Source organism: Streptomyces sp. ISL-12 (assembly GCF_018614415.1).
Lineage (GTDB): Bacteria > Actinomycetota > Actinomycetes > Streptomycetales > Streptomycetaceae > Streptomyces.
The window spans coordinates 1-23,442 of record NZ_JAGGOO010000125.1; the positions used below are offsets into that span (position 1 = coordinate 1).

The following is a 23,442-nucleotide window of genomic DNA, read 5'->3' on the forward strand; positions in this document are numbered from 1 at the left end:
CCGTCCTCGCCGCCGCCCCGCCCGCCTCCGCCGACGCGTCGACCGCCGCCGACACCTGGACCGAGGTGGGCTCCGACCGCGCCGACCCGCTGACCGAGAGCCAGGGGCTGGCCTCCGTGGAGGTCCCGGCGAACAGCCCCAACCGCTACACGGGCATCGGCACCATCCCGCTCGGCCTCTCCACCCGGGGCTGGAACCACGTGGGCGACCCCGACGCCTCCTACGACGGCCATTACGTCGAGCCGTACCAGCGCGACGACGGGGCCGCGAAGATGTTCCGGGTGCAGGCGCCCGACGGGACCTGGGCGGAGTACACCCACGCGCTCGGCTCAGGCGAGGCGCTGAACAACTCCTGGGCCGCGATCTCCCCCGACGGCCAGTGGATGCTGTCCGGCGAGTGGGGCACCATGAGCCGGCTGCTGGTCTTCCCGACCCCGGGCGTCAATCCCGCCACCTCGCCCTCAGCGAACCTCCCGCAGGCCGCCACCGTGCGCCTCGACCGCCCCGTGCGCGACGTCCAGGGCTGCGACTTCGTCACCGCGACCCGGCTGCTGTGCTCCTCCGACGATCCGGAAGGCGCCCTCTTCGGCATCACCAAGCCGCTCCTCCAGATCGACCTGTCGGCCGCACCGAGCGGCACCGCCGACGTGACCGGCCAGGTCACCGCCCTGAGGCAGCTGCCGCTGCGCAGTGCCTGCTCGGGCACCTTCGAGGCGGAGGGCATCGACTACGACCGCCGCACCGGCACCCTGCGCGTGATCGTCGTCTCCCCGGGCTTCTGCGTGCTGACCGACAGCAAGACGTACCGCTTCACCCGCGGCTGAGCCGCACCGCCCGCCACCCCGGACGGCGCGCGGTAGTGCTCCGCCCGGGGTGGTGCTTTTCTTGGTGAGTGGGGGGAGCGCGGCCCGAGAGGAGCGATCACCATGGACGCCGAGCGAACCCACCCGGAATCCGTCTCGGTGGAGCTGAGCGGATGCAGCAAGGAAGACGCCCGGACCGTCTTCGACACCCTGTGCGCGTGCTTCACGTCCGACCGGTGCGCGGACGACGTCCCCCGGGACTGCCACGAGGTGCGGCCCACCGTGTGGCTCGGGACCTTCGAGGTCTCCGAGGACCGGCACGGCACCTACGGCCCGTCCCGGCTGGCCGCCCCGGTCGACGCCGACGTGCAGGGCGGCTACTGGGCGATCGACCGGTTCCGCACCACCCTGGACTCCCTGTTCACCGTGCGGGACCTGTGCACGGCCTCCGGGGACCAGGAGCGGGAGCTGCACGTCCGGTTGGAGAACCGCCGCTGACCGGCGGACCCCCTGTGCGCGACACCACTTTATGCAACTAGTTGCAAAAGGTGGTGGTCGTCCTCTACAACAGAGGCACGACACCGCGCACGGAGGGCCCGATGAGCCGCTACCCCCACCTGCTGAGCCCGCTCGACCTGGGCTTCACCACGCTGCCCAACCGGGTCCTGATGGGTTCCATGCACGTCGGCCTGGAGGAGGCCGAGCGCGGCTTCGAGCGGATGGCCGCGTTCTACGCCGCCCGGGCGCGCGGGGGAGTGGGCCTGATCGTCACCGGCGGCATCGCCCCCAACGACGAGGGCCGCCCCTACGAGGGCGGGGTCAAGCTCACCACCGAGGCGGAGGCGGAGCGGCACCGCGTCGTCACCGACGCCGTGCACCGCGAGGGCGGCCGGATCGCCCTGCAGATCCTGCACTTCGGCCGGTACGCCTACCACCGCGACCTGGTCGCCCCCAGCCCGCTCCAGGCCCCGATCAGCGCCCACGTCCCCCGCGAGCTGACCGACGCCGAGGTCGAGCGGACGATCGACGACTACGTCCGCACCGCCCGCCTCGCCCGCGAGGCCGGTTACGACGGCGTCGAGATCATGGGCTCCGAGGGCTATCTGATCAACGAGTTCACCGCCGCGCGCACCAACCACCGCACCGACCGCTGGGGCGGCTCCTACGAGAACCGGACCCGCTTCCCCGTGGAGATCGTCCGCCGGGTGCGCGAGGCGGTCGGCGAGGACTTCATCCTCGTGTACCGCCTGTCCATGCTGGACCTGGTCCCCGGCGGCTCCACGCTCGACGAGGTGATCACCCTCGCCCGGGCCGTCGAGGCCGCCGGAGCCACCATCATCAACACCGGCATCGGCTGGCACGAGGCGCGGGTCCCCACCATCGCCACCTCCGTGCCGCGCGGCGCCTACACCTGGGTGACCAGGCGGCTGATGGGCGAGGTGTCCGTGCCGCTCGTCACCACCAACCGGATCAACACCGCGGAGCTGGCCGAGCAGCTGCTCGCCGACGGGACCGCCGACCTGGTCTCCATGGCCCGCCCGATGCTCGCCGACCCCGACTTCGTCGCCAAGGCGGCGGCCGGCCGCCCCGAGGCGATCAACACCTGCATCGGCTGCAACCAGGCCTGCCTGGACCACACCTTCAGCGGCAAGATCACCTCCTGTCTGGTCAACCCGCGCGCCTGCCACGAGACGGAACTCGTCCTCGCCCCCACCCGGCTGCGCAAGCGCGTCGCCGTCGTCGGCGCCGGACCGGCCGGGCTGGCCTGCGCGGTGACCGCGGCCGAACGCGGCCACCGGGTCACCCTGTTCGACGCCGCGGACGAGATCGGCGGCCAGCTGAACGTGGCCCTCCGGGTCCCCGGCAAGCAGGAGTTCGACGAGACGCTGCGCTACTTCCGCACCCGGCTCGACGACGAGGGCGTGGACGTCCGCCTGAACACCACCGTCACCGCCGCCGGCCTCGACGGCTACGACGAGATCGTCGTCGCCACCGGCGTCACCCCGCGCGTCCCCGGCATCCCCGGCGTCGACCACCCGAGCGTCCTCGGCTACCTGGACGTCCTGTACGGCGGCGCCCCGGTCGGCGAGCGCGTCGCGGTCCTCGGCGCCGGCGGCATCGGCTTCGACGTCGCCGCGTACCTGACCGACGCCGGCGACCAGGCCCACGAGGACCCGGAGACGTACTTCCGTCACTGGGGCGTCGACACGGAGTACCGCGCCCCCGGCGGCCTGGCCGCACCCGAGCGCCCCGCCCCCCGCCGCACCGTCCACCTGCTCCAGCGCCGGACGACCAAGGTGGGCGCCGGGCTCGGGAAGACCACCGGCTGGATCCACCGCGCCGAACTGAAGCACCGCGGCGTCACCATGATCCCGGGCGCCCGCTACGACCGGATCGACGACGCCGGACTGCACGTCACCGTCGGCGGCGAGAGCACGGTCCTCGACGTCGACACCGTCGTCCTGTGCACGGGCCAGGAACCGCGCCGGGACCTCTACGACGAGCTGGTCGCCGCCGGCCGCCGCGCGCACCTGATCGGCGGCGCCGAGGTGGCCGCCGAACTGGACGCCAAGCGCGCGATCGCGCGGGGCACGGAGCTGGCGGCGAGCCTGTAGGACGGCCCGCGGCCGTCCCTAGGATGAGCCCATGTCACTCCCGCACGCGATCCTCACCGCCCTGCTCGAAAAGCCGTCGTCGGGACTGGAACTGACCCGCCGGTTCGACCGGTCGATCGGCTACTTCTGGTCGGCGACGCACCAGCAGATCTACCGTGAGCTGGGAAAGCTGGAGGACGCGGGACTGATCCGGGCCCTGCCCGCCGAGCAGCCGGCCCGCGGCCAGAAGAAGGCGTACGAGGTGCTGCCCGCGGGCCGCGCCGAACTGGCCCGCTGGACCGCCGCCGCACAGGACCCCAAACCGCTGCGGGACGCGATGCTGCTGCGGCTGCGGGCCGCGGCGGTGGTCGGCACCGAGGGGATCGAAGCGGATCTGCGCCGCCATCTGGAGCTGCACGAGGCCCAGTTGGCCGAGTACCGGGAGATCGAGCGGCGCGACTTCCCGCCGGGCGGGGACGGCGCCGAGGACCGGCTGCGGCACCTGGTGCTGCGGGCCGGGATCGACCTGGAGACCTTCTGGACGCGGTGGCTGCGGCACGCGCTCACCGACTTCCCCGAGCTGCCGGGTCCGGCCGGGGAAACCGGGTGATCAGAACCGGTACGGCTTGGAGCGGCGGCGCAGGAACCAGGCCGTGGCGATGACACCGGAACCCACCAGGGCGCCGCCCGCCACCAGCGTGGCCGTGCCGTAGTCCTTCACCGCCCCGCCGACGCCGCCCATGACGCCCCGGGACGGCGAGGCCGTCGCGGAGATCGTCGGCCTGCTGGACGGCGAGGGGGAGGCGGTGCGGGACACGATGACGGTCTGGGTGCCGGCGGTGCTGTTGTTCGAGCACATGACGATGACGGTGTAGGTGCCGGGGCTGACGCCCGACCACGCGGCCGTCTGACTGGCGCTGGTGCCCGACAGCGCCACCTGGCGGCCCTGGGCGAAGCTGGACTGGCCGCTGTTCAGCAGCGAGGCCGTGCCCCAGCTGCCGTTGAGCTGGGCGCAGGCGGCGGTGGTGACCGAGACGGTGCTCCCGGTGGTGCTCACCGAGATACCGGGGCCGGCGGCGGCCGGGCCGGCGGTCAGGGCGAGGGGCAGCGCGGCGGCTGCCACGAGCGGGCCGGAGCGGAGGAGCGGCTGGGAGATGCGCATGTGGACTGCCCTTTCGACAGCACGGCCGGCGGCACATCCCTTACACCGCCGAATCGGCAACGGCCCGTGCCGTCCCACGGGCAGCCAACAGGGCGGCGGCCCGCGCCGCATGCCCAGCGCATCCGGGCAGGTGACGTGCGGCGGTACGGCACCGGCGCCCGCGTGCGGGCCCGGGCGCCGGCGCATCCCCTCCCGCGCGTCCCCGTACAGCCCGTCTCACCAGGGGAAGTACGCCGGAGCCCGCACCCGGCCGGGTGTTAGATTGCCGATCATGCGTTCCGGGAGTCCGCGGCTGTCCACCCGCCTGTCCGCCGCCCGTGAACGGGCCTTCATCGGGCGCTCCCACGAACTCGCCCGCTTCCGGGCCGCGTTGACCGCGGACCCCGCCGCCCCGTCCGTGCTCTACGTCCACGGCCCCGGCGGAGTCGGCAAGTCCGCCCTGCTCGGACGGTACGCCGACGAGGCGCTGGCCGGCGGCCGGCGGGTGACCCGGGTGGACGGCCGCCGTATCGACCCCTCACCGACCGGGTTCGCGCGGGAAGCCGGCATGCCCGAGACATCGGCGGAGGCGGACCGGCCGGCGGTCCTGCTGGTCGACGCCTTCGAGCACTGCCAGGGACTGGAGGACTGGCTGCGGGAGACCTTCCTCCCGGACCTCCCCGCGGGCTCGGCCGCCGTGGTGGCCAGCCGGCTCGCCCCGGCCCCGCACTGGGTGCACGACGCCGCCTGGCAGGGCATCCTGGAGGTCCTGCCGCTCGCCGCCCTCGACCGGGACGACGCCAGGACCCTGCTGGAGCGGCGCGGCGTCCGGGAGGACCTGCGGGACGCCGTGTTCGCCTTCGCCGGCGGACACCCCCTGGCGCTCAGCCTCGCCGCGAGCGTCGCCGTCTCCGAGTCCTCGACGGCCGACGACTGGTCCCCCACCCCCGACGTCGTCACCGACCTGCTCACCTCACTGGTCGGCGAACTGCCCGCCGGACACGAGCGGCTGGCCCTGGAGACGGCGGCCCACACCCTCGTCACCACCGAGGGCCTGCTGCGCGCGGTCGTCGGCGAGGAACACGCCCCCCGCATGTTCGCGTGGCTGCGCGGCCTGCCGTACGCCGAACTCGGCCGGCAGGGCCTCTTCCTGCACGAGACCGCGGCCGAGGTGATCGACCGGGACCTGCGCTGGCGCGACGCCCAGGGGTACGAGCGGATGCACCGCGTGGTGGGCCACCACCTCCTGCAGCGCGCGCAGAACGCGCCGGAGGACGAGGCGATGGCCGCCATCCGGGCGCTGACCCATCTCAAGCGCTACGGTCCCATGGGGCCGTACTTCACCGGCATCACCCGCGAAGGCGACGTGTACGAGGGCCCGTTGCGGCCCGAGGACCACGACACCGCCGTCCGGATGACCGCGGACACGGAGGGCGAACGCTCCGCCCGTCTCGTGCGCTACTGGCTCGGGCGGCACCCCGAGGGCTTCTGGGCCTACCGTTCCGCGCGTACCGGCGAACTCGTCGCCTTCATGGCCTGGCTCCGGCTGACCACGCCCGGGGAGGGAGCCGGCCAGGACCCCGTCGCGGCGGCGGCCTGGCAGCACGTGGACGCCGTCGCCCCGCTGCGCCCCGGCCAGCACCTGCTGATGTCCCGGTTCATGGTCTACCCGGCCGACTACGGCGGCATCTCGACGGTGGGCCACCTGATGCAGCTGCGGATCTGCCGCGACTGGATACGCTCCCGGAACCTGGCGTGGTCCTTCATCGTCTCCCCGGACGCCGCCCTGTGGAGCGGCCTGATGCACCACCTCGGACACCAGCAGGTGGCCGAGACCCCCTGGGACAACGACCGGGTCTTCACCACCTTCGGCTGCGACTGGCGGGTCACGCCCCTGGAGATCTGGTTCGACCGCACCCAGCCGGGCGCCCTGCACCCGAGCCCGCCGGCCGGCCGGGCGGACGCCCCCGCCGTCGCCCTGGGCGGCGAGGAGTTCCGGGCGGCGGTCCGCGACGCGCTGCGCTCCGTCCTGAAGCCGAGCGCGCTGGAGAGCAGCCCGCTGCTGCACACCCGTCTCCTCGACGACCGCGCCCGCCACAGCGAGGCCGACCCCACGGACCTGCTGCGCTCGCTGCTGGCCGAGACCGTGGAGCGGCTCAAGGGGACAGCGGGCCACCCCAAGGCGTACCAGGCCCTGTACACCACCTACTTCCAGCGCGTGCGGACCCAGCAGGGCGCCGCGCAGCGGCTCGGCCTGGCGTTCAGCACCTACCGCCGCCATCTGACGCTCGGCGTCGGCCTGGTGTGCGACGCGCTGTGGGAGCGGGAGCGCGCCCTGCGCGCGCTGAGCTGACGACCGGAGCCCTACGGGAAGTACCGAGCCGGTGCCGCTCGCGGACGGCGTGTGCGGCGCGTCCGTACGGTGCCGGAGCCCGGACGGCCGTCCGCGAACCGCCCGGCAGGGCGGCGGACGCGCCCGGAAGGGCGGTTCCCGCGGGACCGACCACCGCCGCCGCGCCCACCCGGTGTGCCGCGTCCGCCTGCGGCCGGGCTCCGGCGCCCCCTGCCCCATCGCGCGGCCGGCGCCCGTGGCCGACGTCACGGACGGCACCGGACGGCCGCGAACCGGACCCGCCCGGGCGCGGAACCCGGTGCCGTACAGACGGGCGACAACCCCGCCCCCATGGACGCTGACACCGCTCAGGGCCGCTTCCTACTGTCGGCCCGTGAGCCTTTGGACCTCCCTCGAACCCGCTTCCACCACCGTCGACCCCGGTACCGACGTGACGGTACGGATCCGGCTGCGCAACACCGGTGACATCGTCGACGAGTACCGTTTCGAAGCGGTCGGCGACCTCGCGCCGTGGACGGCCGTGGAGCCGCGGGCGCTGCGGCTCTACCCCGGTACCACCGGGACCGCGCGGCTGACCTTCGCCCTGCCCCGTACCCCCGACGCGACCGCGGGCCCGCACCCGTACGCGATCCGGATCACCCCCACGGAGCAGACCGGAGCGGCGACCGTCGTCGAGGGCAGCCTCACCGTCACGCCCTTCACCGAACTGCGTGCCGAACTCGTACCGCACACGGTCAAGGGCCGGTTCAGCGGCCGGCCGCGGCTGGCCGTCGACAACCTCGGCAACACCCCGCTGACCGCGTCGCTCACCGGCTCCGACAACGGCGACCAGCTGGACTACGAGCTGAGCCCCGCCAACGTGCGGATCGAACCCGGCCGCGCGGCCTTCGTGAAGGTGAGGCTGAAGCCCCGGGGGATCACGTGGTTCGGGGCGAGCGAGGAGCGGCCGTACACCCTGCGCGTCCACCGCTCCGGCGCGGAACCGCACGGCGTCGACGGGATGTTCGCGCAGCGCGGTGTGCTGGCCCGCTGGCTCGCCACCTGCCTCAGCGTGACCGCCGCGCTCGCCCTCGTCATCGCCGTCCTGTGGTTCGGTTACCAGCCGCAGGTGCGCAGCCTGGCGACGGAGCGGACCGACGAGGTCGCCGCGGACCTCGCGCCCGCCCCCGAGTCCTCGCCGGACGCGCCCGGTTCGCAAGCGCCCCTGGTCAGCCCGGAGGAAGCGCCCGGTACCTCCGGGGGCGACGCCGAGGACAGCGGCTCCGGCGCGGGATCCGGCGGCTCGGCGTCCGGTGGCTCCGGGGGGTCCGGCGCGTCGGACGCCGAGCAGCGGGAGACCGCAGCCGGACCGCTGCCGTTCCGCCCGGGGGACGGTCCCAATCTGTTCGTGCAGTTCGCCCAGGTACGGCTGAGCACCCTGAACGCGTCGGACCCCTGCCGGCTGACGAGCACGGTCCGTACCGGTGTCATGGACGAGGCGACCACAGCGGCGGTCACGTGCTTCCAGGAGGCCAATGACGCCCGGTACGGCGGGGTCACGGCCACCACGGACGGCCCGGGCAACCTGGGCCGGTCCACGATGACGGCGCTGATGATGGCCCACTTCGGCGGCAGTACGTCGTCCGTCCAGCCGGGGGACGAGAACCCGGACGTCGTCTGGATGAACGGCGTCCTCGTGTGGGCGGACAACTCGCAGTACGACGCCGGTGACGTGGAAGCGCTGCGGGGCTACGTCGAGGCCGACATCCACTACCTCCGGAGCGCCGACGGCCGGGCGAGCAACGTCGCCGAGGACCTCTTCGCCCAGCGCGTCGCCTCCTGCCAGCGGTCCCTGGGCCTGGCAGCGACCGGCACGGTCGACGAGGCGCTCTTCGCGGCCCTGCACGCGGGCCGGGTCAAGGACCAGGACCAGCCCGGGACGTCGTCCGCGGAGGGCTTCCCGCCCGCACCGGTCGAGCAGTAGGGCCCCGCCGGGCGGGCGGCGGGCTTCTCCCCGAGGTCCCCGCCGGCCGTCCGCCGCCGGGGCACCCGGACAGTGAACATCCGAGTCTTCAGGAGGACATGCCGTGCGCGTGCGCGGACAACGGGCGGGTACGGCCGACGACGGCCGGGCAGCCGCGCCGCGGCGGGCGGACCTGCCGGGGCGGGCCGCCGGCCTGCTGGCGCTGCAGCGGCTGGCGGGCAACGCCGCCGTGACCCGGGCCGTGGGGGAGCGGCGGCACGGCGACGGTGCCCACGCACCGTCCGTACAGCGGGCCGCGCGCTCCGCCGGCGTTCCGCCCCGCGCGTCCGGCACCCCCGCCCCCGCCGTTCAGCGCATCGTGACGGACGAGCACCCCACCGTCCCCGACCAGCTCGGCATCATGCCCGACGCACTGCCGGCCCTCGCCACCTCCGACCCCTTGATCACGGTCGGCCTCGACCCCGCCACCGGCATGCCGGAGGTCGGGGTGCGGACGAACACGCCGCTGTCCGAGGCGTACCTGCACTGGTCGGGGGACGGATCCCTCGCGGCGAACGGGGACCACCACGCCAAGGAGTTCTACGCCCGGACGGAGGTCATCCAGCGGGCCGATCGCGAACTGGCCGCGAGCGGCAGCAGGCTCCGGCTGATCATGGGCGACCACGCGGTGGCCAACGCGCAGGGGGAGATGCTCGTCGTCGTCCGTCCCGTGCTGGAGGGGCAGAAAGGCGCCGACCCGCGGAACGAGTACATGAAGCTGACCGAGCACCAGTGCGTCGAAGTCGCGGAACGCGTGCTCGGCGGCGCACTGAACCACGCGGTGTTCCGCAACCGCGCGGGCGACTCGGTCGCCGCCTACATGGGGCCGCGCGGCAAGGTCGGCACCCCCCGGCTGGCGCACGCGATGACCCGGGAGAACGGCCCGCGCACCCCGCGGGCGGCGGCCGAGACGGCGCAGGGCGACGTGATCGCGGCCCCGGGCAGGGAGTACGGCGACGCGCTGTACCAGGGGGCCGCCCACACCCGGGAGATCGCCGAGGAGATCGGCGTGAACGAGTACGCCCGGCCCCGGGTCGGCGAGGGACTGACCACCCAGACCGTCCCCAACCCCGATCTCCCCGACGGGCAGGGCGACCGGACGGACTACTCGCGCAGGCTGCCGAAGGAGGAGAACAACCGGGTCTGGGACTACCACTTCGGCGCGGTGGTGGCGAGCAGCCTCGACGGCACGCACTACATCACCCTGGAGAACTTCAACCGCAACCTGTGGGCCAAGGAGTTCGCCCCCGAGGACCTGGCCTACACCCTGGCCGACCGGTTCGGGGACCGGATCCGGGGACTCATCGCCTACCTCGACGCCCAGGAGGACCTCACCGCGGAGCGCGCCTCCATCACCATCCTGGCCGAACTGCGCAGACGGGCCGGGCAGCTCCAGGAGGAGGTCGTCGCCGCCGCCAGGCAGCAGTACCGGGAGTTCAAGAACGAGACCAAGAACGCCCTGGGCGGGATGTGGTACTTCAAGATGTACGGTCCCGGCCCGGGGGAGACGTTCCACGACAAGCACAAGGAGACCGCGCTCAACCCGATGACGCTCGCCGTCGCGCACATCCCGGAACTCTTCTTCGACGGGCCCACCGCGGAGCTGATGCCGTTCTCCCGGGACCACCTGGTGAAGATCGCCGCCACCGCGAAGCAGAGCGGCACCCCCGTGACGGTGGACGCCTACGCCAAGGGCGGTGTGGTGCCCCTGGCGATGCTGGCGGCGCGACGGGCCCGGGCCGTCGGCGACTTCCTCGCCGCGCAGGGCGTCGACCGCAAGGCCATCACCCTGAAGACGCACGCCAGGAGCAACGCCCGGCACGTCACGGTCTCCCCGACCGGCCGCCCCACCGTGTACGAGCCGCCCAAGGCGTACACCGAGGACGGTGTGCCGGAGCAGCGGGCGAGGCGGAAACAGTGAGGTGGCCGGCGGACGGGACCCGGGACGCGGGGGCGGGGGCGCCCCGCCCGGTGTCAGATGAGGCCCTCGCGCAGGGCGTACGCCACCGCGTGCGTCCGGTTGCGCAGGTGCAGCCGCATGGTGAGACCTTGCAGGACGCTCTTGACGGTGCGCTCCGAGTACGCCAGCTTCGCCGCGACCTCCCGCGTCTCCAGCCCGTCCGCGATCAGCCGCAGCACGTCGGTCTCCCGCAGCGTGAGCCCGGCGGGGACGGCCGGGTGGGAGGTGGTGCCGCGGTGCAGGGTGCCGACCTGGTTCATGAGCCTGCCCAGCAGGTCGGCGGGGAGGTGACCGTCGCCGCGCGAGGCCGCGAGGACCGCCTGCAGCAGACGGCTCGCCGTCGCCTCGTGCCGCCACACCACCGCGCCGACGCCGCACTCGATGACGTCGAGGAGCTCATGGCCGCGCAGTCTGCTCACCACCAGGACGGAACGGGAGCGGTCGGTGCGCAGGATCTTGCGCAGCCCGGCGTACGCCTCCTCGTCCAGCGCCTCGACGACCAGCACGGCCACCGCGCCGGAGGCGGGCCGGGCGGCCTCGACGACGTCGAGGTCCGGGAGCTCACGCAGCTGACTGCGCATCCCCGCCCGCGAGACGGGGTCCTCGGCGTGGATCGTCACCGGGATCCGCGGCCGGTCGGCCTGGAGCGCCGCGTCGGCCTGGCCGGCCTGGTGAGCGTACGAACTGTGCACGTGTCTTCCTCTGTTCTCATGCCCGGTCGGCGCCACCGCGTCCGCCCTGCCGGAGGGCGGGGGCCGGTGCGTTCCGGGAGTACGTCGGCATGCGGGCGCGGGCCGAGGGGACGGCCGGTGCCCGGGTGCGCGAGGGCACGGTCGTGCGGGCGGACGAGGTGACCGCGCCGCTCCCGTCCGGACTGTGCCGTCGCGGCGTCCACACTGCCGTCGGCGACTGCTCACCGGGAAGCTCACCGAGATGTCCAGAAGTGCTCATCGGCGGACGGCGCCGGTAGCGTACGGTCAGTTCCGGGCGGCCGTGGTGACGGTCAGTCCTGGGCGCCCGTGGTGACGGTCCGCTCCGCCGACCAGCCGCCCCAGGTGCCGTCGGGCAGTTTCGCCCGGACCCGCACCCGGTGCGTGACGCCGGCCTCGCGGCCCGCGTAGAAGCTGTGCTCCGCCCGGTCGCGCGGGGCGTCACCCCCGTAGACGAGCGAGGTGGCCGGCTCCCCGTCGAGCTGGATCCGGTACTCCGTCACCACGCCGTCCGTGACCGGCGGCACCCAGCTGAGGTCGATGTGGTACGCCCCGTCGGCGCGGCGGCTGCTCGCGCGCAGCCCGGTGGGCGCGGTGGCCCGCCCGTCGTCGGCGCCCGGCGTGCTGATCCGGACGGGCCCGCCGGCCGCCGAGACGTTGCCGGCCGCGTCCCGGGCCCGGACCGTGAAGGCGTAGCGGTGACCGGGCCGCAGCCCCGTCACCACGGCCGCCGTCTGCTCCCCGCCCACGCTGTGGATCTTGGTGTCGCCCTGATGGATGTCGTAGGAGACCACGTCCCGGCCGTCCGTCGCCGCGCTCCAGGAGAGCTGGACCGCACGGCCGCCGGCGGCCCGCCCCCGGACGTCCGAGGGCGGGGCGGGCGGCGCGTGGTCCTCCGCGACGGTCGCGGGCGTGGTCGCCCGCACCTCCCCGCTGGGCGGCCCCGTGCGCCCGTCCTCGTCGCGCGCCCGCACGGTGAAGGCGTACGCGGTCGACGGCCGGAGCCGGGTGACGTCCACCATGCGCTCCGAGCCGGACACCTCCCGCACCTTCGTCCGCCCGCGGTAGACCTCGTAGCCGTCGGCCCCGGCGACCGCGTTCCACATCACGTGCACGCTGGTCGCGGTCCCGGCCTCGGCGGTGACCCCCGTCGGCGCCCCCGGCGGCGGTTCGTCCCCCTCCCCGGCCGCGCCTCCCCAGCCGCAGGAGGCGGCCAGCGCCGACGCGGCGCAGAGCAGGGCGACGCGGGGAAAGGGGCGCGGGTGCCGGGGACCGGCGGGGGCGGACACGGCTGGCACGGCGCTGCCTCCCGGACGGGCCGACGGAAATGGTCCGGACCAATATGGCCCTGCTGACGCGGTCACATCAAGTGGGTGGGAGTTCGCGGTCACTCGTAAGAGTTACGTATGCTGAAGTCCACGGCGGCCCAACTTCCCGACTCGACGGGACAGTTGGGTCGAGGGCGCGAACCGCTGTCGTCGCTGTGCCGCGCCGTGCGGGCGGCCGGAGCCGATCAGGCGCCGGCCGCCCGTCTCCCGTCGGCGTACCCGGCGTGCACCGTCTGGCCCTCCTCCGGTGGCCGCGCGGTGGCCGCGGCCGGACATTGGGCCTGAGTACCCGTCAGTTCCCGCCGACGTCCCAGGAGAGACCCATGACGCGCGCCCAGTCGCTGACGCTCGTCGCGGCCAGTGCCGCCCTGCTCGCCCCGACGACGCTTCCGGACGCGTCCCCGCCCCGCCCCGGCGCCGAGGTCCATGCCCGCACCGCCTTCGAGGAGGTCCGGGAGAAACCGGGCGACGACGCCGTCACCGCCGCCGGCCTGCTGGCGAAGGCGCGCGACTGCGCCCCCGTCGCACCCGGCCGCTACCGGGGCGACGCCGGCAGACCGGCCGACATCCCGGTGTGCGGGACGCCCGACGCGGTGTTCTGGAAGGCCGACCTGGACGTCGACTGCGACGGACGGCCCGGCGCCCGCTGCAACCGCGCCACCGACCCGGCCTTCACCGCCTCCACGGCCTTCACGCAGTCGGACGGCCGGCCGCTGGACGCCGAACGCCTGCCGTACATCGTCGTGCCCGGCGCCGACGCCGCCTGGAACCACCGCGACCACGGCATCACCGGCGGCTCGGTCGCGGCCGTGGTGTACCGGGACCGGGTGCGGTACGCGGTCGTCGGCGACGTCGGTCCCCGGGGCGTGGTCGGCGAGGGGTCCTACGCCCTGGCCGAGGAACTCGGCATCCGGCCCGACCCGCGCGCCGGCGGAGTGCCCTCCGGCGTCACGTACATCGTCTTCAAGGGCAGCCGGGTCGACACTGTCGAGGACCGGTCGGCCGCCGAGCGGACGGGGGAGCGGCTGGCCCGCCGGTTCCTGACGGCGTCGTAGTGGCTGACGCGACGCCACGGCCGTACAGAAGCTGCCCCCGCCTCAGACCGCCGACCAGCCGTCGTCGACGGGCAGTACCGCGCCGTTGATGTTGCTCGCCGCGTCCGAGGCGAGGAACAGGATCGCCGCCGCCTGCTCCTCGGGCCGCGACACCCGGCCGAGGTTCACGAAGTGCGGGGCTATCGTCGCCGGGCCGTGGGCGCTCCGGTCGGCGTCCATGGAGATGGCGGTCGCCGTGCCGCCGGGGCAGATCGCGTTGGCGCGGATGCCCTGTCCCCGGTACATCACGGCGAGGGACTTGGTCAGCCCCACCACGCCGTGCTTGGAGGCGGTGTACGCGGCGCCGGCGGCACTGCCGCGCAGGGCGGCCTCGGAGGCCGTGTTCACGATCGCGCCCCTGCCCGCCGCCAGCATGTGCGGCAGGACGGCGCGGGTCAGCAGGAACGGGGCGGTGAGGTTGACCCGGATCACCCGCTCCCACTCGGCGTCGCTCACGTCCGCCGGCGCCGACATGCGGTCCATGATCCCGGCGTTGTTCACCAGCACGTCCACCCCGCCGAACCGCTCCACCGCGGTGGCCGCCACCCGGTCGACCACCGCCTGCTCGCTCAGGTCGCCGGTGACGGCCACCGCCGTGCCGCCCGCCCGCTCCACCTCCCGCACCACCGCCGCGGCGCCCTCGGCGTCGAGGTCGGCCACCACCACGCGGTCGCCCTCCGCGGCGAAGGCCAGCGCGGCGGCCCGCCCGATACCCGATGCCGCCCCCGTCACGATCACACTGCGTCCGCCGGCCATGTGCTGCTCCTCTGTTCCGTGCGTGGCAGGGGACGTCGCCCCCCTCGCCCGCACCCTACGACTTAATGTCGCCAAGTGACAAAAAGTAGTGGGGGAGAATTCCCGAGCAGCGACCACCGGCGCCACAGGAAGACGGAGGAGAACGTGACCGCAGGCCGCGGACGGACGGGACGGCCGCCCCTGACCGAGGAACGCAAGGCCGAGATCCGGCTGGAGATCGCCCACGCCGCCGTGCGCCTCTTCGTGACCCAGGGCGTCGCCGCCACCACCGGCGAGCAGATCGGACAGGCGGTCGGCGTCTCCGCGCGGACCGTCTGGCGCTACTTCCCCAGCAAGGAGAGCTGTGTACGGCCGCTGCTCATGGCCGGCGTCGAGCTGATCGCGGACGCGCTGCGCCGCTGGCGCCCCGGCCGGCCGCTCGACGAGGCCTTCGACTTCGACTCCGACGTCGACTCCGACTACGGCCTCGGTGGGGAGACAGGCACCGGCGGCCGTCTCCTCGCCGGGCCGGACCGGGCCACCGTCGGCGCGCTGGTACGGCTCACCCGCACCGAGCCGGGGCTGCGCGCCGTCTGGCTCCAGACGCACGACGAGGCCGAACCGGCGTTCGCCCGCGCCCTCGCCGAACGGGCCGGGCTGCCCGCCGGTGACCTGCGGCCGGCGATCCAGGCGGCGATGTTCAACGGGGCGCTGCGCGCGGCGGTCGAACACCACGCCTGGCACACCGCCGCCGCCCCCGCCGACCCGGCGACGGCCCGGGCCGAACTGGCCGCGACCCTGCGCTCGGCGCTGGCGGTGGTGGCGGAGGGCGTCGGCTGAGCGCGGCGGAGCCGGGTCCGTGTGCCTGTGGGGGCAGCACCGGAACCGCCGCCGCCCTCACGTCTTCCGGCAGAAGTACGCCTCGGTGGCCGCCGCCACCCCGCGCCCCGGTCGACGGAGGCGGCGGCAGCCACCACCCCTTCGGCACTGGTGCCGAACCCGCCGTCGCCGACCTCGGTGCCGCCCGCCGCCGCGACGGGCACTTCCACGCCGCCGCCGGCCAGTGACCTCGCCAACTCGGCCGCCGCCACGGCCACCTCCGCGCTGTGCGGCACCAGCACGGTGCCGACGTGCCCGCCGTCACTCACCGGCGGCCCTCGCGAGGGCGGCGACCAGCACCTTCGCCACCTGGATGCCCTCGTCCCCGGCCGGCTCGGGATGAGCGGCCGCCATGCCGCGCAGCGCGTCCGCCACGACGGTCTCCGGGACGTTGACGAGCACCCTCATGGGTACCTCCTGTGACCAGCGGATCGCTGCCGGCCAGGCGTGTCGCCGGCCGGACGCGGGTGGGTCGGTGGCCCGCTGCCGGAGGTATCCGTGTCCACCGGCCGGGAAGGCAGCTGCGCGGACGCCGATGGCCGGGTCCGGGCTGGTGCCGTCGCGGCGACGGGCGGGAGGCATACGTCCGAGGCCGCCGCGGCACCCGGCAGCCGGCGTACGGCCGTTTCCTGACCGCCGGACCGGAATGAATGTCTTTCAATAGCCCACTCGACCGGCTGAACTCGATGCGTCGGCCTACGGATCTTCCTCCGGCGCACTTCCGTCCGTCCTCCGAACGCCCTTGGCCCGTGCCGGGTCCCGTGCCGCAATGGATGGACCTCGCCCGATCGGTCTGCGGGCGTGGCGGAGGGCGTGCCGGACCGGCCGTCTCCCGGTTCTCTCATGGCGAAGGACGGACTGCCCATGTACGCAAGAGCCCGTGCCGAGGAGCCCGGGGCCGGCGGGGACGAGCCGGTCGCGGTCGTCGGGGCCGCCTGCCGGTTCCCCGGTGAGGTCCGCTCCCTCGCCTCGCTGTGGCGGTTGCTGACGGCACGGCGGGAGACGGTGCGGGAGGTGCCGGCGGAGCGGTGGGAACGGGCGGAGCTGGCCGGGCTGCCCGCCCCGGTCGCGGACCGGCTGCGCCACGGCTGCTTCCTGGACGACGACGTCTACGCCTACGAGCCGGAGTTCTTCGGCATCAACGCCCAGGAAGCGCCCTGGGTGGACCCCGAGCACCGGCTGCTGTCGGAGGTGGCCTGGGAGGCGATCGAGCACGCCGGGATCCCGGCCCGGGGGCTGGCCGGTACGCCGACGGGAATGTTCTTCGGGCTCTATCAGAAGGACTACATGCTGCGGGTGCAGCGGCCGTTGGAGGAGGTCGACGCCTACGCGATGTACACCGGCTTCGACAGCATCGGACCCGGCCGGGTGGGGTTCATGCTGGACCTGCGCGGGCCCCAGGTCGTCGTCGAGGCCGCCTGCGCGTCCGGGCTGGTCGCCGTGCACACCGCCTGCCAGAGCCTGCGGACCGGCGAGTCGGACGTCGCCCTCGCCGGGGCCGCGATGCTCACCCTGGGACCCGAGGGGGTCGTCGCGCCCGCGCTGTGGGGGGTGTTCTCCCCGACCGGCCGCTGCCACGCCTTCGACGCGGCGGCCGACGGGTACGTCCGGGGAGAGGGCGCCGGGGTCGTCGTACTCAAGCGGCTGTCGGACGCGCGGCGGGCCGGGGACCGGGTGCTGGCGGTGCTGCGGGGCACGGCGGTCAACCAGAACGGGCGGGGCACGCGGCTGAGCGCGCCCTCGGAGCCCGCGCAGATCGATCTGTACCGGCTGGCGCTGGAGCGGGCCGGGGCCGAGGCCGGGGACGTCGGCATGGTGGAGGCGCACGGGCCGGGCACGGCGGTGGGCGATCCGATCGAGTTCGCCGCGGTGGCCGCCGTGTACGGCAAGGGCCGGGACCGGTGCGCACTGGGTTCGGTGAAGACCAACATCGGGCACACCGAGCCCGTCTCGGGCGTGGCCGGGCTGCTGAAGACCATCGCGTCACTGCGGCACGGCACGGTGCCGGCCAGTCTCCACTTCACCGACTGGAACCCGCAGATCGACCCCTCCGGGACCCGGCTGTTCGTGCCGACCGACGCCGTGGAGTGGCCGGTCCGGTCGGGAGCGCGGCTGGCGGCGGTCTCCTCGTTCGGCATCAGCGGGACCAACGCCCACGTGGTGGTGGAAGCGCCGCCGACGGTCCCCGCCGCTCGGGGCACGGCCCGTCGTCCGGCACCGGACGGCGTGACCGGCACGGTCCCTTCCGGCGCTGCCTCGCGGGTGTTCCCGCTCTCCGCCGGCACGCCCGTCGCGCTGCGGGCCGCGGCCGGGCGGCTGGCCCGGTGGCTGCGCGGTGAGGGGGCGCGGGTGCCGTTGGGCGACGTCGCGCACACCCTGGCGGTGCGCCGCTCGCCCGCCCGGGAGCGCGCCGCCGTCGTCGCCGCCGACCGGGCGGAACTCGTGGCGCGGCTGGAGGAACTGGCCCAGGGGGCGGTGTCCCCCGTCGGCACGGCGACCGGGCGGGCCGTGCCGGAGGCCGGGAAGGGCGTGGTGTGGGTCTTCTCCGGGCACGGCTCGCAGTGGGCGGGCATGTGCCGCGGTCTCCTCGGCCACGACCCCGAGTTCACCCGGGTCGTCGACCTGCTCGAACCGCTCGTGGCCGCGGAGTCCGGTTTCTCCCTGCGCGAGATCCTGGCCCGGCCCGAGGTGGTCACCGGGTTCGACCGGGTGCAGCCGGTCATCTTCGCCGTGCAGTTGGGACTGGCCGCGATGTGGCGGGCCCACGGCGTCGAACCGGCGGCCGTGATCGGCCACTCCATGGGCGAGGTCGCCGCCGCGGTCGCCGCGGGCGCGCTGAGCCCCGAGGACGGCGTACGGGTCATCTGCCGCCGCTCGCGGCTGATCCTGCGGACCGCCGGACAGGGACTGATGGCCTCGGTCGCCCTGGGCCGCGCCGAGGTCGAACGGCTGCTGGCCGAGGACGGCGTACGGGGCGTGAGCGTCGCCGTCGTCGCGTCGCCGGAGAACACGGTCGTCGGCGGGGACGCCGACCGCATCCGCCGGCTCGCCGAGGAGTGGGAGGCGCGCGGGGTGGGCGTGCGCGTCATCGAGGTGGACGTCGCCTCGCACACCGCCCACATGGACCCCATCCTGCCCGACCTCGCCGGCGCGCTCGCCGGGGTCACCGGCCGGACGCCGGCGATCGCCTTCTACAGCACCGTCACCGACGACCCGCGCGGGCCCGCCCTCTTCGACGCCGCCTACTGGTCGGACAACCTGCGGCGGGTGGTGCGCTTCGGCGACGCCGTGCGGGCGGCGGCCGAGGACGGGCACCGGGTGTTCGTCGAGATCGGCCCGCACCCGGTGCTGGTGCACCCGGTGCAGGCCACGCTCACCGCGCACGGTCACGCCGGCACCGCGGTCGTGCCGTCCCTGCTGCGCGACACCGACGACGCGCTGGCGTTCCGCACCCAGGTGGCGGCGCTGCACTGCGCCGGGCACCCGCTGGACTGGGCCGAGCGGTACGCCGACGGGGCCCTGGCCGACGTACCGCCGACCACCTGGGAGCGGACGCGGTACGTCGTCGAGCCCTCGCCGCTGCGCCGGTCGGCCGGGGCGCACGCGGCCCTCGCCGCGCATCCGCTGACCGGACCGCACACCGTGGACCCCGACGGCGAGGGCCGCCACCTGTGGCAGACCCGGCTCACCGCGACGACGCTGCCGTGGCTGGACGCGCACCGGGTGAACGACGTCGCCGTGGTGCCGGGTGCCGCGCTGTGCGAGATGGCCGTCGCCGCCGCCGCGGATCTGTTCGGCACCGGTCCGGGGCGGCTGAGCCTGACCGGCGTGGACCTCCAGCGGCTGCTGCTGCCGACGGCCGACGGCACGTCCGTCACGGCGACCGCCGAGACGGCCGGCCCGGACACGGCCCGCTGGCGGGTGGTCGCCACGGCGTCCGACGGCACCGCCGTCCAGCACGCCCGGGCGGACCTGCGCCGCACCCCCGAGGGGGAACCCGTGCCGCCGGGCCGCGACCCGCGGGACCTGTCGGCGCGGTTCCCGCACGCCGTGGACGTGGCGGACGTCTACCGGCAGATGCGCGAGGAGCGGGGCGTGCACCACGGCCCGGCGTTCCTCGGCCTCCAGGCCCTGTTCACCGACGGGTCGCCGGCCGACCGGACGGGCGCCCGGCTGCTGGCCCGCCTCCGGGTCCCGGACGGCGGCCGGGCCGGCGCGCAGGCCCTGCACTGCCACCCCGTCGCGCTGGACACCTGCCTCCAGGCCGTCGCGGCCGTCGTCCTGCGCACCGGCGCCGTACCCGCCGGAGGGGTCCTGCCCCGGCGCATCGAGACGCTGCGGCTGTACGCGGCGGTGCCGTTGAGCGGGTACTGCCTGGTCACCCTCACGGGAAGGGACGGCGACCGGTTCACGGCCGACTTCCGGCTGTGGGACGACGACGGGGCGAGGGCCGCCGACGCCACCGGTGTGGAGTTCCGTCACGTGCCCGCCGAGAGCGCCGAGGAGCGCTTCGCCGGCCGGCTGCTGCGGACGGTCTGGGAACCGGGCGAGCGTCCCGCGCCGGACACGTCGGGCGGCGACTGGGTGCTGCTGGCGGAGAACGGGCGTGCGGAGTACGCGGCCCGTCTCGGCCGGGCCCTCCGGGAGCGGGGCGCCGCGGTGGACGTGCGGACAGCCGGCGCCGCGCCGGTCCTGCCGTCGGGGGCCGCGCCGCGGGCCGTGGTGTACCTGCCCGGGCCGGCGTCCGGCGGGGCGTCGCCCGACCACCACGCCCGGCAGCAGGTGGCCCGGCTGGCGGAGACGGCCCGCAGCTGCGCGGACGGGGCCGCGGCGCCCCGGCTGTGGACGGTCACCGGCGCCGCACAGCACGTCGCCCCGCAGGACCGGCCGGATCTGGCCCAGGCCGGCCTGCGGGGGCTGGTGCGCGTCCTGAGCTACGAGCGCCCCGAACTGCGCCCCGCCGTCCTGGACGTCGACGAGCACACGCCCGTCGAGGACGTGGCCGCCGAACTGCTGTCCTGCCCCGACGAGCACGACGAGGTCGCCTACCGCCGGGGCACGCGTCACCTGGCGCGGCTGCGCAACGTTCCGTTGGACGACCGGGACCGCCGCCGCACCGCCGTGGACCGCGGACGCGACCGGATCGCCCTGCACCTCACACGCCCCGGCGACCTCGGCTCCTTCGAACTGGTCGCCCGCTCCCGTCGCCGGCCCGCACCCGGCGAGGTGGAGGTACGGCTCGACGCCACCAGCGTCAACTTCATCAACGTCCTCCAGGCCATGGGCGTCTACCAGCAGTTCAACGCGGGGGAGGAGCCCGCGCGGGACGTCTGCGCGTTCGACGGCGCGGGCGTCGTCACCGCCGTCGGGGACGGCGTACGGGAGGTGCGCGCGGGCGACCGGGTGGCCGCCATGTTCGTGGACGCGGACGAGTCCGCCGTCATGTCGTCCTTCGCGACCGTCCGCGCCGACTGCCTGCTGCCGGTGCCGGACGCGATGAGCACACGGGACGCCGCCGCCCTGCCCTGCGCCTACCTGACCGCCTGGTACGCCCTGCGGTACCTGGCGCGGCTCCGCCGCGGCGAGACGGTGCTCGTCCACTCCGCGAGCGGGGGCACCGGCCTGGCCGCGCTGAACCTGGCGCGCGTCCACGGCGCCGACGTGCTGGCCACGGCGGGCAGCGAGGCCAAGCGGGCCTGGCTGCGCGGCCTGGGCGTCGCGCACGTCATGGACTCCCGCAGCCTGGACTTCGCCGGCCAGGTGCGCGACCTCACCGGGGGCCGCGGCGTCGACGTCGTGCTCAACTCCCTCACCGGACCCGCGCAGGCCGCGAGCCTCGAACTGCTCGCGCACCGGGGCCGCTTCGTCGAACTGGGCAAGCGGGACGTCTACGCGGGCACCCGGCTGAGCCTGCTGCCCTTCCGCGACAACGTGACCTTCACCTGCGTCGACGTACTGCTGATGATGCGCCGGGAACCGGACCTGCTCGCCGAGGGGTACCGCGAACTGGCCGGCCTGCTCGCGGACGGCACCCTGCCGCCGCTGCCCGTCACCGACCACCCCGTCACCGAGGCGGCGTCGGCCTTCCACGCCATGGCCTCCGCCCGCCACACCGGCAAACTCGTCCTGACCTGGCCCACCGAGGGCACCGACACCCTTCCCGTGCGGCCCGAGGACGTCCCCGTGGTCCGGCCCGACGCGAGCTATCTGGTCACGGGCGGGCTCGGCGGGCTGGGACTGCTGGTCGCCCGCTGGCTGGCCGAGCGCGGCGCCGGTGCCGTGGTGCTGACGTCCCGCGGCGCGCCCACCGCGGCCGTCCGGGCGGAACTCGACGCGCTGGCACAGGAGTCCGGCGTCCGTGTCGAGGTCGTGAGCGGGGACCTCGCCGAACCGGGCGTGGCCGACCGCCTCGTACGGGCCGCCCTGGCGACGGGCCACGCGCTGCGCGGCGTCGTCCACGCGGCGGCCGTCGTCGAGGACGCCACCGTCGCCAACCTCTCCGCGGACCTGCTGGAGAGGGTCTGGCGGCCCAAGGCGACCGGGGCCTGGCTGCTGCACCACGCCACCACCGGACAGGAACTGGACTGGTGGGTCACCTTCTCCTCGGCCGCGTCCCTCCTCGGCAACCCCGGACAGGGCGCCTACGCCGCCGCCAACGCCTGGCTGGACGAGTTCACCTCCTGGCGCCGGGCCCAGGGCCTGCCGGCCACCTGCGTCAACTGGGGACCCTGGGCGGAGGTCGGCCGCGGCACCGGCATGGCGGACCGCGGGTACGCCATGATCACGCCCGCGGAGGGCATCGCCGCCCTGGAACGCCTCCTCGCCCACGACCGCGACCGCACCGCCTGCACGCCCGTGGACCTGTCCCGGTGGCTGGACTCCTACCCCGCCACCGGCCGCACCGCCTTCTTCACCGCGCTGGCCGCCGCGACGGCGGGCACGGACGCGGCGGACGGGCGCGGCGACCTGCTGGACGCCCTGTGCGCGGCGGACGGCGCCGAGGGGCGCGAGCGGGTCCTGCTGCCCCGGGTGGTGGAGCACATCGCCGCGGTGCTGCGGCTGCCGGCCGACCGGTTCGACGCCGACACGTCCCTGGTCACGCTGGGCCTGGACTCGCTCATGGCGATCGCCCTGCGCAACCGCCTCCAGCGCGAACTGTCCCTGGACATCCCCACCACGGTGATGTGGACCCACCCGACCGCGTCGGCCCTCACCCACTACCTCCTGGCCCGCCTCCACCCCGAGCGGGCCACCGGCCCCGAAGCCGAGCCGGCCGGCAGTCACTGACCGTCCGCGGTGCTGTCCACTCACCGTCCACGGCCCCGAGGCCGAGCCGGCCGGCAGTCACTGACCGTCCGCTACGCCACCCACCCACCGTCCACGGCACCGCCCGCCCGACACCCCGTGACCGTCCACCGCACCACCCGCCGCCCCAGCCCGACCGGACGCACCGACGAACGCGTCATCGCCGCCTCGAGGAAGCGCTGCGCCGCCAGCGCGGCCGCTCCAAGGGCACCGTCAAAGGCCTGACGCCCCTGGTCGCGCAGATCCTGGAGGACCGGTACGGCCGCCGCGCCGTGCCGATGCCCTCCCAGGCCACCTTCTACCGGCTCGTCCACCAGCTCGCCGACCCCGCCGAACACCCCCACCGCCCCACCCGCGCCCTCAACACCCCGACCGGCAGGCGGGCGTTCACCCCGACCGTGGCGCTGCGGCCGGGCGAGCAAGTGCAGGTCGACACCACCCGCCTCGACGTCCTGGCCGTCTTCGACGACGGCACCACCGGCCGGCCCGAACTCACGATCGCCATCGACGTCGCCACCCGCGCCATCCTCGCCGCCGT

General features: G+C 75.0%; 14 protein-coding genes and 2 pseudogenes. 11 read left to right on the forward strand and 5 right to left on the reverse strand.

The window, feature by feature from the left end:
- The 4 genes from J7I94_RS30380 to J7I94_RS30395 all read left to right on the forward strand — a co-directional run.
- On the forward strand, positions 1 to 824 hold an 824-nt coding region (locus J7I94_RS30380), incomplete at its 5' end, for a hypothetical protein (protein ID WP_215172236.1).
- Between the two features lie 102 nt (positions 825 to 926).
- Complete coding sequence (locus J7I94_RS30385) at positions 927 to 1,301, forward strand: hypothetical protein (RefSeq protein WP_215172238.1); 375 nt, start codon at positions 927 to 929, stop codon at positions 1,299 to 1,301.
- Between the two features lie 101 nt (positions 1,302 to 1,402).
- Positions 1,403 to 3,418, forward strand: coding sequence for an NADPH-dependent 2,4-dienoyl-CoA reductase (locus J7I94_RS30390; protein ID WP_215172240.1), 2,016 nt, complete (start codon positions 1,403 to 1,405; stop codon positions 3,416 to 3,418).
- A 31-nt stretch (positions 3,419 to 3,449) separates the two neighbouring features.
- Positions 3,450 to 4,007 (forward strand): PadR family transcriptional regulator, encoded by a 558-nt coding sequence (locus tag J7I94_RS30395; RefSeq protein ID WP_215172241.1) that lies wholly within the window; start codon positions 3,450 to 3,452, stop codon positions 4,005 to 4,007.
- Here J7I94_RS30395 and J7I94_RS30400 read toward each other — a convergent pair whose 3' ends face one another.
- Positions 4,008 to 4,559, reverse strand: a complete 552-nt coding sequence (locus J7I94_RS30400; protein ID WP_215172243.1) for a hypothetical protein — start codon at positions 4,557 to 4,559, stop codon at positions 4,008 to 4,010. It abuts the gene before it with no gap.
- A gap of 271 nt (positions 4,560 to 4,830) precedes the next feature.
- Here J7I94_RS30400 and J7I94_RS30405 point away from each other — a divergent pair, with 271 nt between their 5' ends.
- The 3 genes from J7I94_RS30405 (at position 4,831) to J7I94_RS30415 (ending at position 10,814) form a co-directional block, all read left to right on the forward strand.
- Positions 4,831 to 6,891: an ATP-binding protein gene (locus J7I94_RS30405; RefSeq protein WP_215172245.1), complete on the forward strand. Its 2,061-nt coding sequence runs from the start codon at positions 4,831 to 4,833 to the stop codon at positions 6,889 to 6,891.
- Positions 6,892 to 7,264: 373 nt separating this feature from the next.
- On the forward strand, positions 7,265 to 8,854 hold the full coding sequence (locus J7I94_RS30410; protein ID WP_308114764.1) for a peptidoglycan-binding protein: 1,590 nt from the start codon (positions 7,265 to 7,267) through the stop codon (positions 8,852 to 8,854).
- Positions 8,855 to 8,963: 109 nt separating this feature from the next.
- Entirely contained in the window at positions 8,964 to 10,814 is a 1,851-nt protein-coding gene (locus J7I94_RS30415) for an OmpA family protein (protein ID WP_215172261.1), read from the forward strand.
- A gap of 53 nt (positions 10,815 to 10,867) precedes the next feature.
- Here J7I94_RS30415 and J7I94_RS30420 read toward each other — a convergent pair whose 3' ends face one another.
- Both J7I94_RS30420 and J7I94_RS30425 read right to left on the reverse strand, forming a co-directional pair.
- A complete protein-coding gene (locus tag J7I94_RS30420; RefSeq protein WP_374198445.1) occupies positions 10,868 to 11,545 on the reverse strand; it encodes a LuxR C-terminal-related transcriptional regulator in 678 nt (225 codons plus the stop codon).
- 311 nt (positions 11,546 to 11,856) lie between these two features.
- Complete coding sequence (locus J7I94_RS30425) at positions 11,857 to 12,861, reverse strand: fibronectin type III domain-containing protein (RefSeq protein WP_374198446.1); 1,005 nt, start codon at positions 12,859 to 12,861, stop codon at positions 11,857 to 11,859.
- A 353-nt stretch (positions 12,862 to 13,214) separates the two neighbouring features.
- Between J7I94_RS30425 and J7I94_RS30430 the strand changes: the two genes are divergently transcribed.
- Positions 13,215 to 13,946 (forward strand): glycoside hydrolase family 75 protein, encoded by a 732-nt coding sequence (locus tag J7I94_RS30430; RefSeq protein WP_215172247.1) that lies wholly within the window; start codon positions 13,215 to 13,217, stop codon positions 13,944 to 13,946.
- Positions 13,947 to 13,988: 42 nt separating this feature from the next.
- Here the strand turns inward: J7I94_RS30430 and J7I94_RS30435 are convergent, their stop codons facing one another.
- Positions 13,989 to 14,741, reverse strand: coding sequence for an SDR family NAD(P)-dependent oxidoreductase (locus J7I94_RS30435; RefSeq protein ID WP_215172249.1), 753 nt, complete (start codon positions 14,739 to 14,741; stop codon positions 13,989 to 13,991).
- 144 nt (positions 14,742 to 14,885) lie between these two features.
- On the opposite strand from J7I94_RS30435, the gene J7I94_RS30440 reads away from it, so the two are divergent.
- Complete coding sequence (locus J7I94_RS30440) at positions 14,886 to 15,560, forward strand: TetR/AcrR family transcriptional regulator (RefSeq protein ID WP_215172251.1); 675 nt, start codon at positions 14,886 to 14,888, stop codon at positions 15,558 to 15,560.
- Between the two features lie 98 nt (positions 15,561 to 15,658).
- Here J7I94_RS30440 and J7I94_RS38745 read toward each other — a convergent pair.
- Positions 15,659 to 15,940 (reverse strand): annotated as a pseudogene (locus J7I94_RS38745) (PTS fructose transporter subunit IIA); the annotation flags it as partial.
- 523 nt (positions 15,941 to 16,463) lie between these two features.
- On the opposite strand from J7I94_RS38745, the gene J7I94_RS30450 reads away from it, so the two are divergent.
- Positions 16,464 to 22,886 carry a type I polyketide synthase gene (locus tag J7I94_RS30450; protein WP_215172253.1) on the forward strand — a complete coding sequence of 2,141 codons (6,423 nt, stop codon included), beginning with the start codon at positions 16,464 to 16,466 and terminating at the stop codon, positions 22,884 to 22,886.
- A gap of 129 nt (positions 22,887 to 23,015) precedes the next feature.
- Positions 23,016 to 23,442: pseudogene (locus J7I94_RS30455) on the forward strand (transposase); the annotation flags it as partial.

Coding starts and splice junctions, on each gene's coding strand:
- J7I94_RS30385 (WP_215172238.1), top strand. CDS start 927: ATGGACGCCGAGCGAACCCACCCGGAATCCGTCTCGGTGGAGCTGAGC.
- J7I94_RS30390 (WP_215172240.1), top strand. CDS start 1,403: ATGAGCCGCTACCCCCACCTGCTGAGCCCGCTCGACCTGGGCTTCACC.
- J7I94_RS30395 (WP_215172241.1), top strand. CDS start 3,450: ATGTCACTCCCGCACGCGATCCTCACCGCCCTGCTCGAAAAGCCGTCG.
- J7I94_RS30400 (WP_215172243.1), bottom strand. CDS start 4,559: ATGCGCATCTCCCAGCCGCTCCTCCGCTCCGGCCCGCTCGTGGCAGCC.
- J7I94_RS30405 (WP_215172245.1), top strand. CDS start 4,831: ATGCGTTCCGGGAGTCCGCGGCTGTCCACCCGCCTGTCCGCCGCCCGT.
- J7I94_RS30430 (WP_215172247.1), top strand. CDS start 13,215: ATGACGCGCGCCCAGTCGCTGACGCTCGTCGCGGCCAGTGCCGCCCTG.
- J7I94_RS30435 (WP_215172249.1), bottom strand. CDS start 14,741: ATGGCCGGCGGACGCAGTGTGATCGTGACGGGGGCGGCATCGGGTATC.
- J7I94_RS30450 (WP_215172253.1), top strand. CDS start 16,464: ATGTACGCAAGAGCCCGTGCCGAGGAGCCCGGGGCCGGCGGGGACGAG.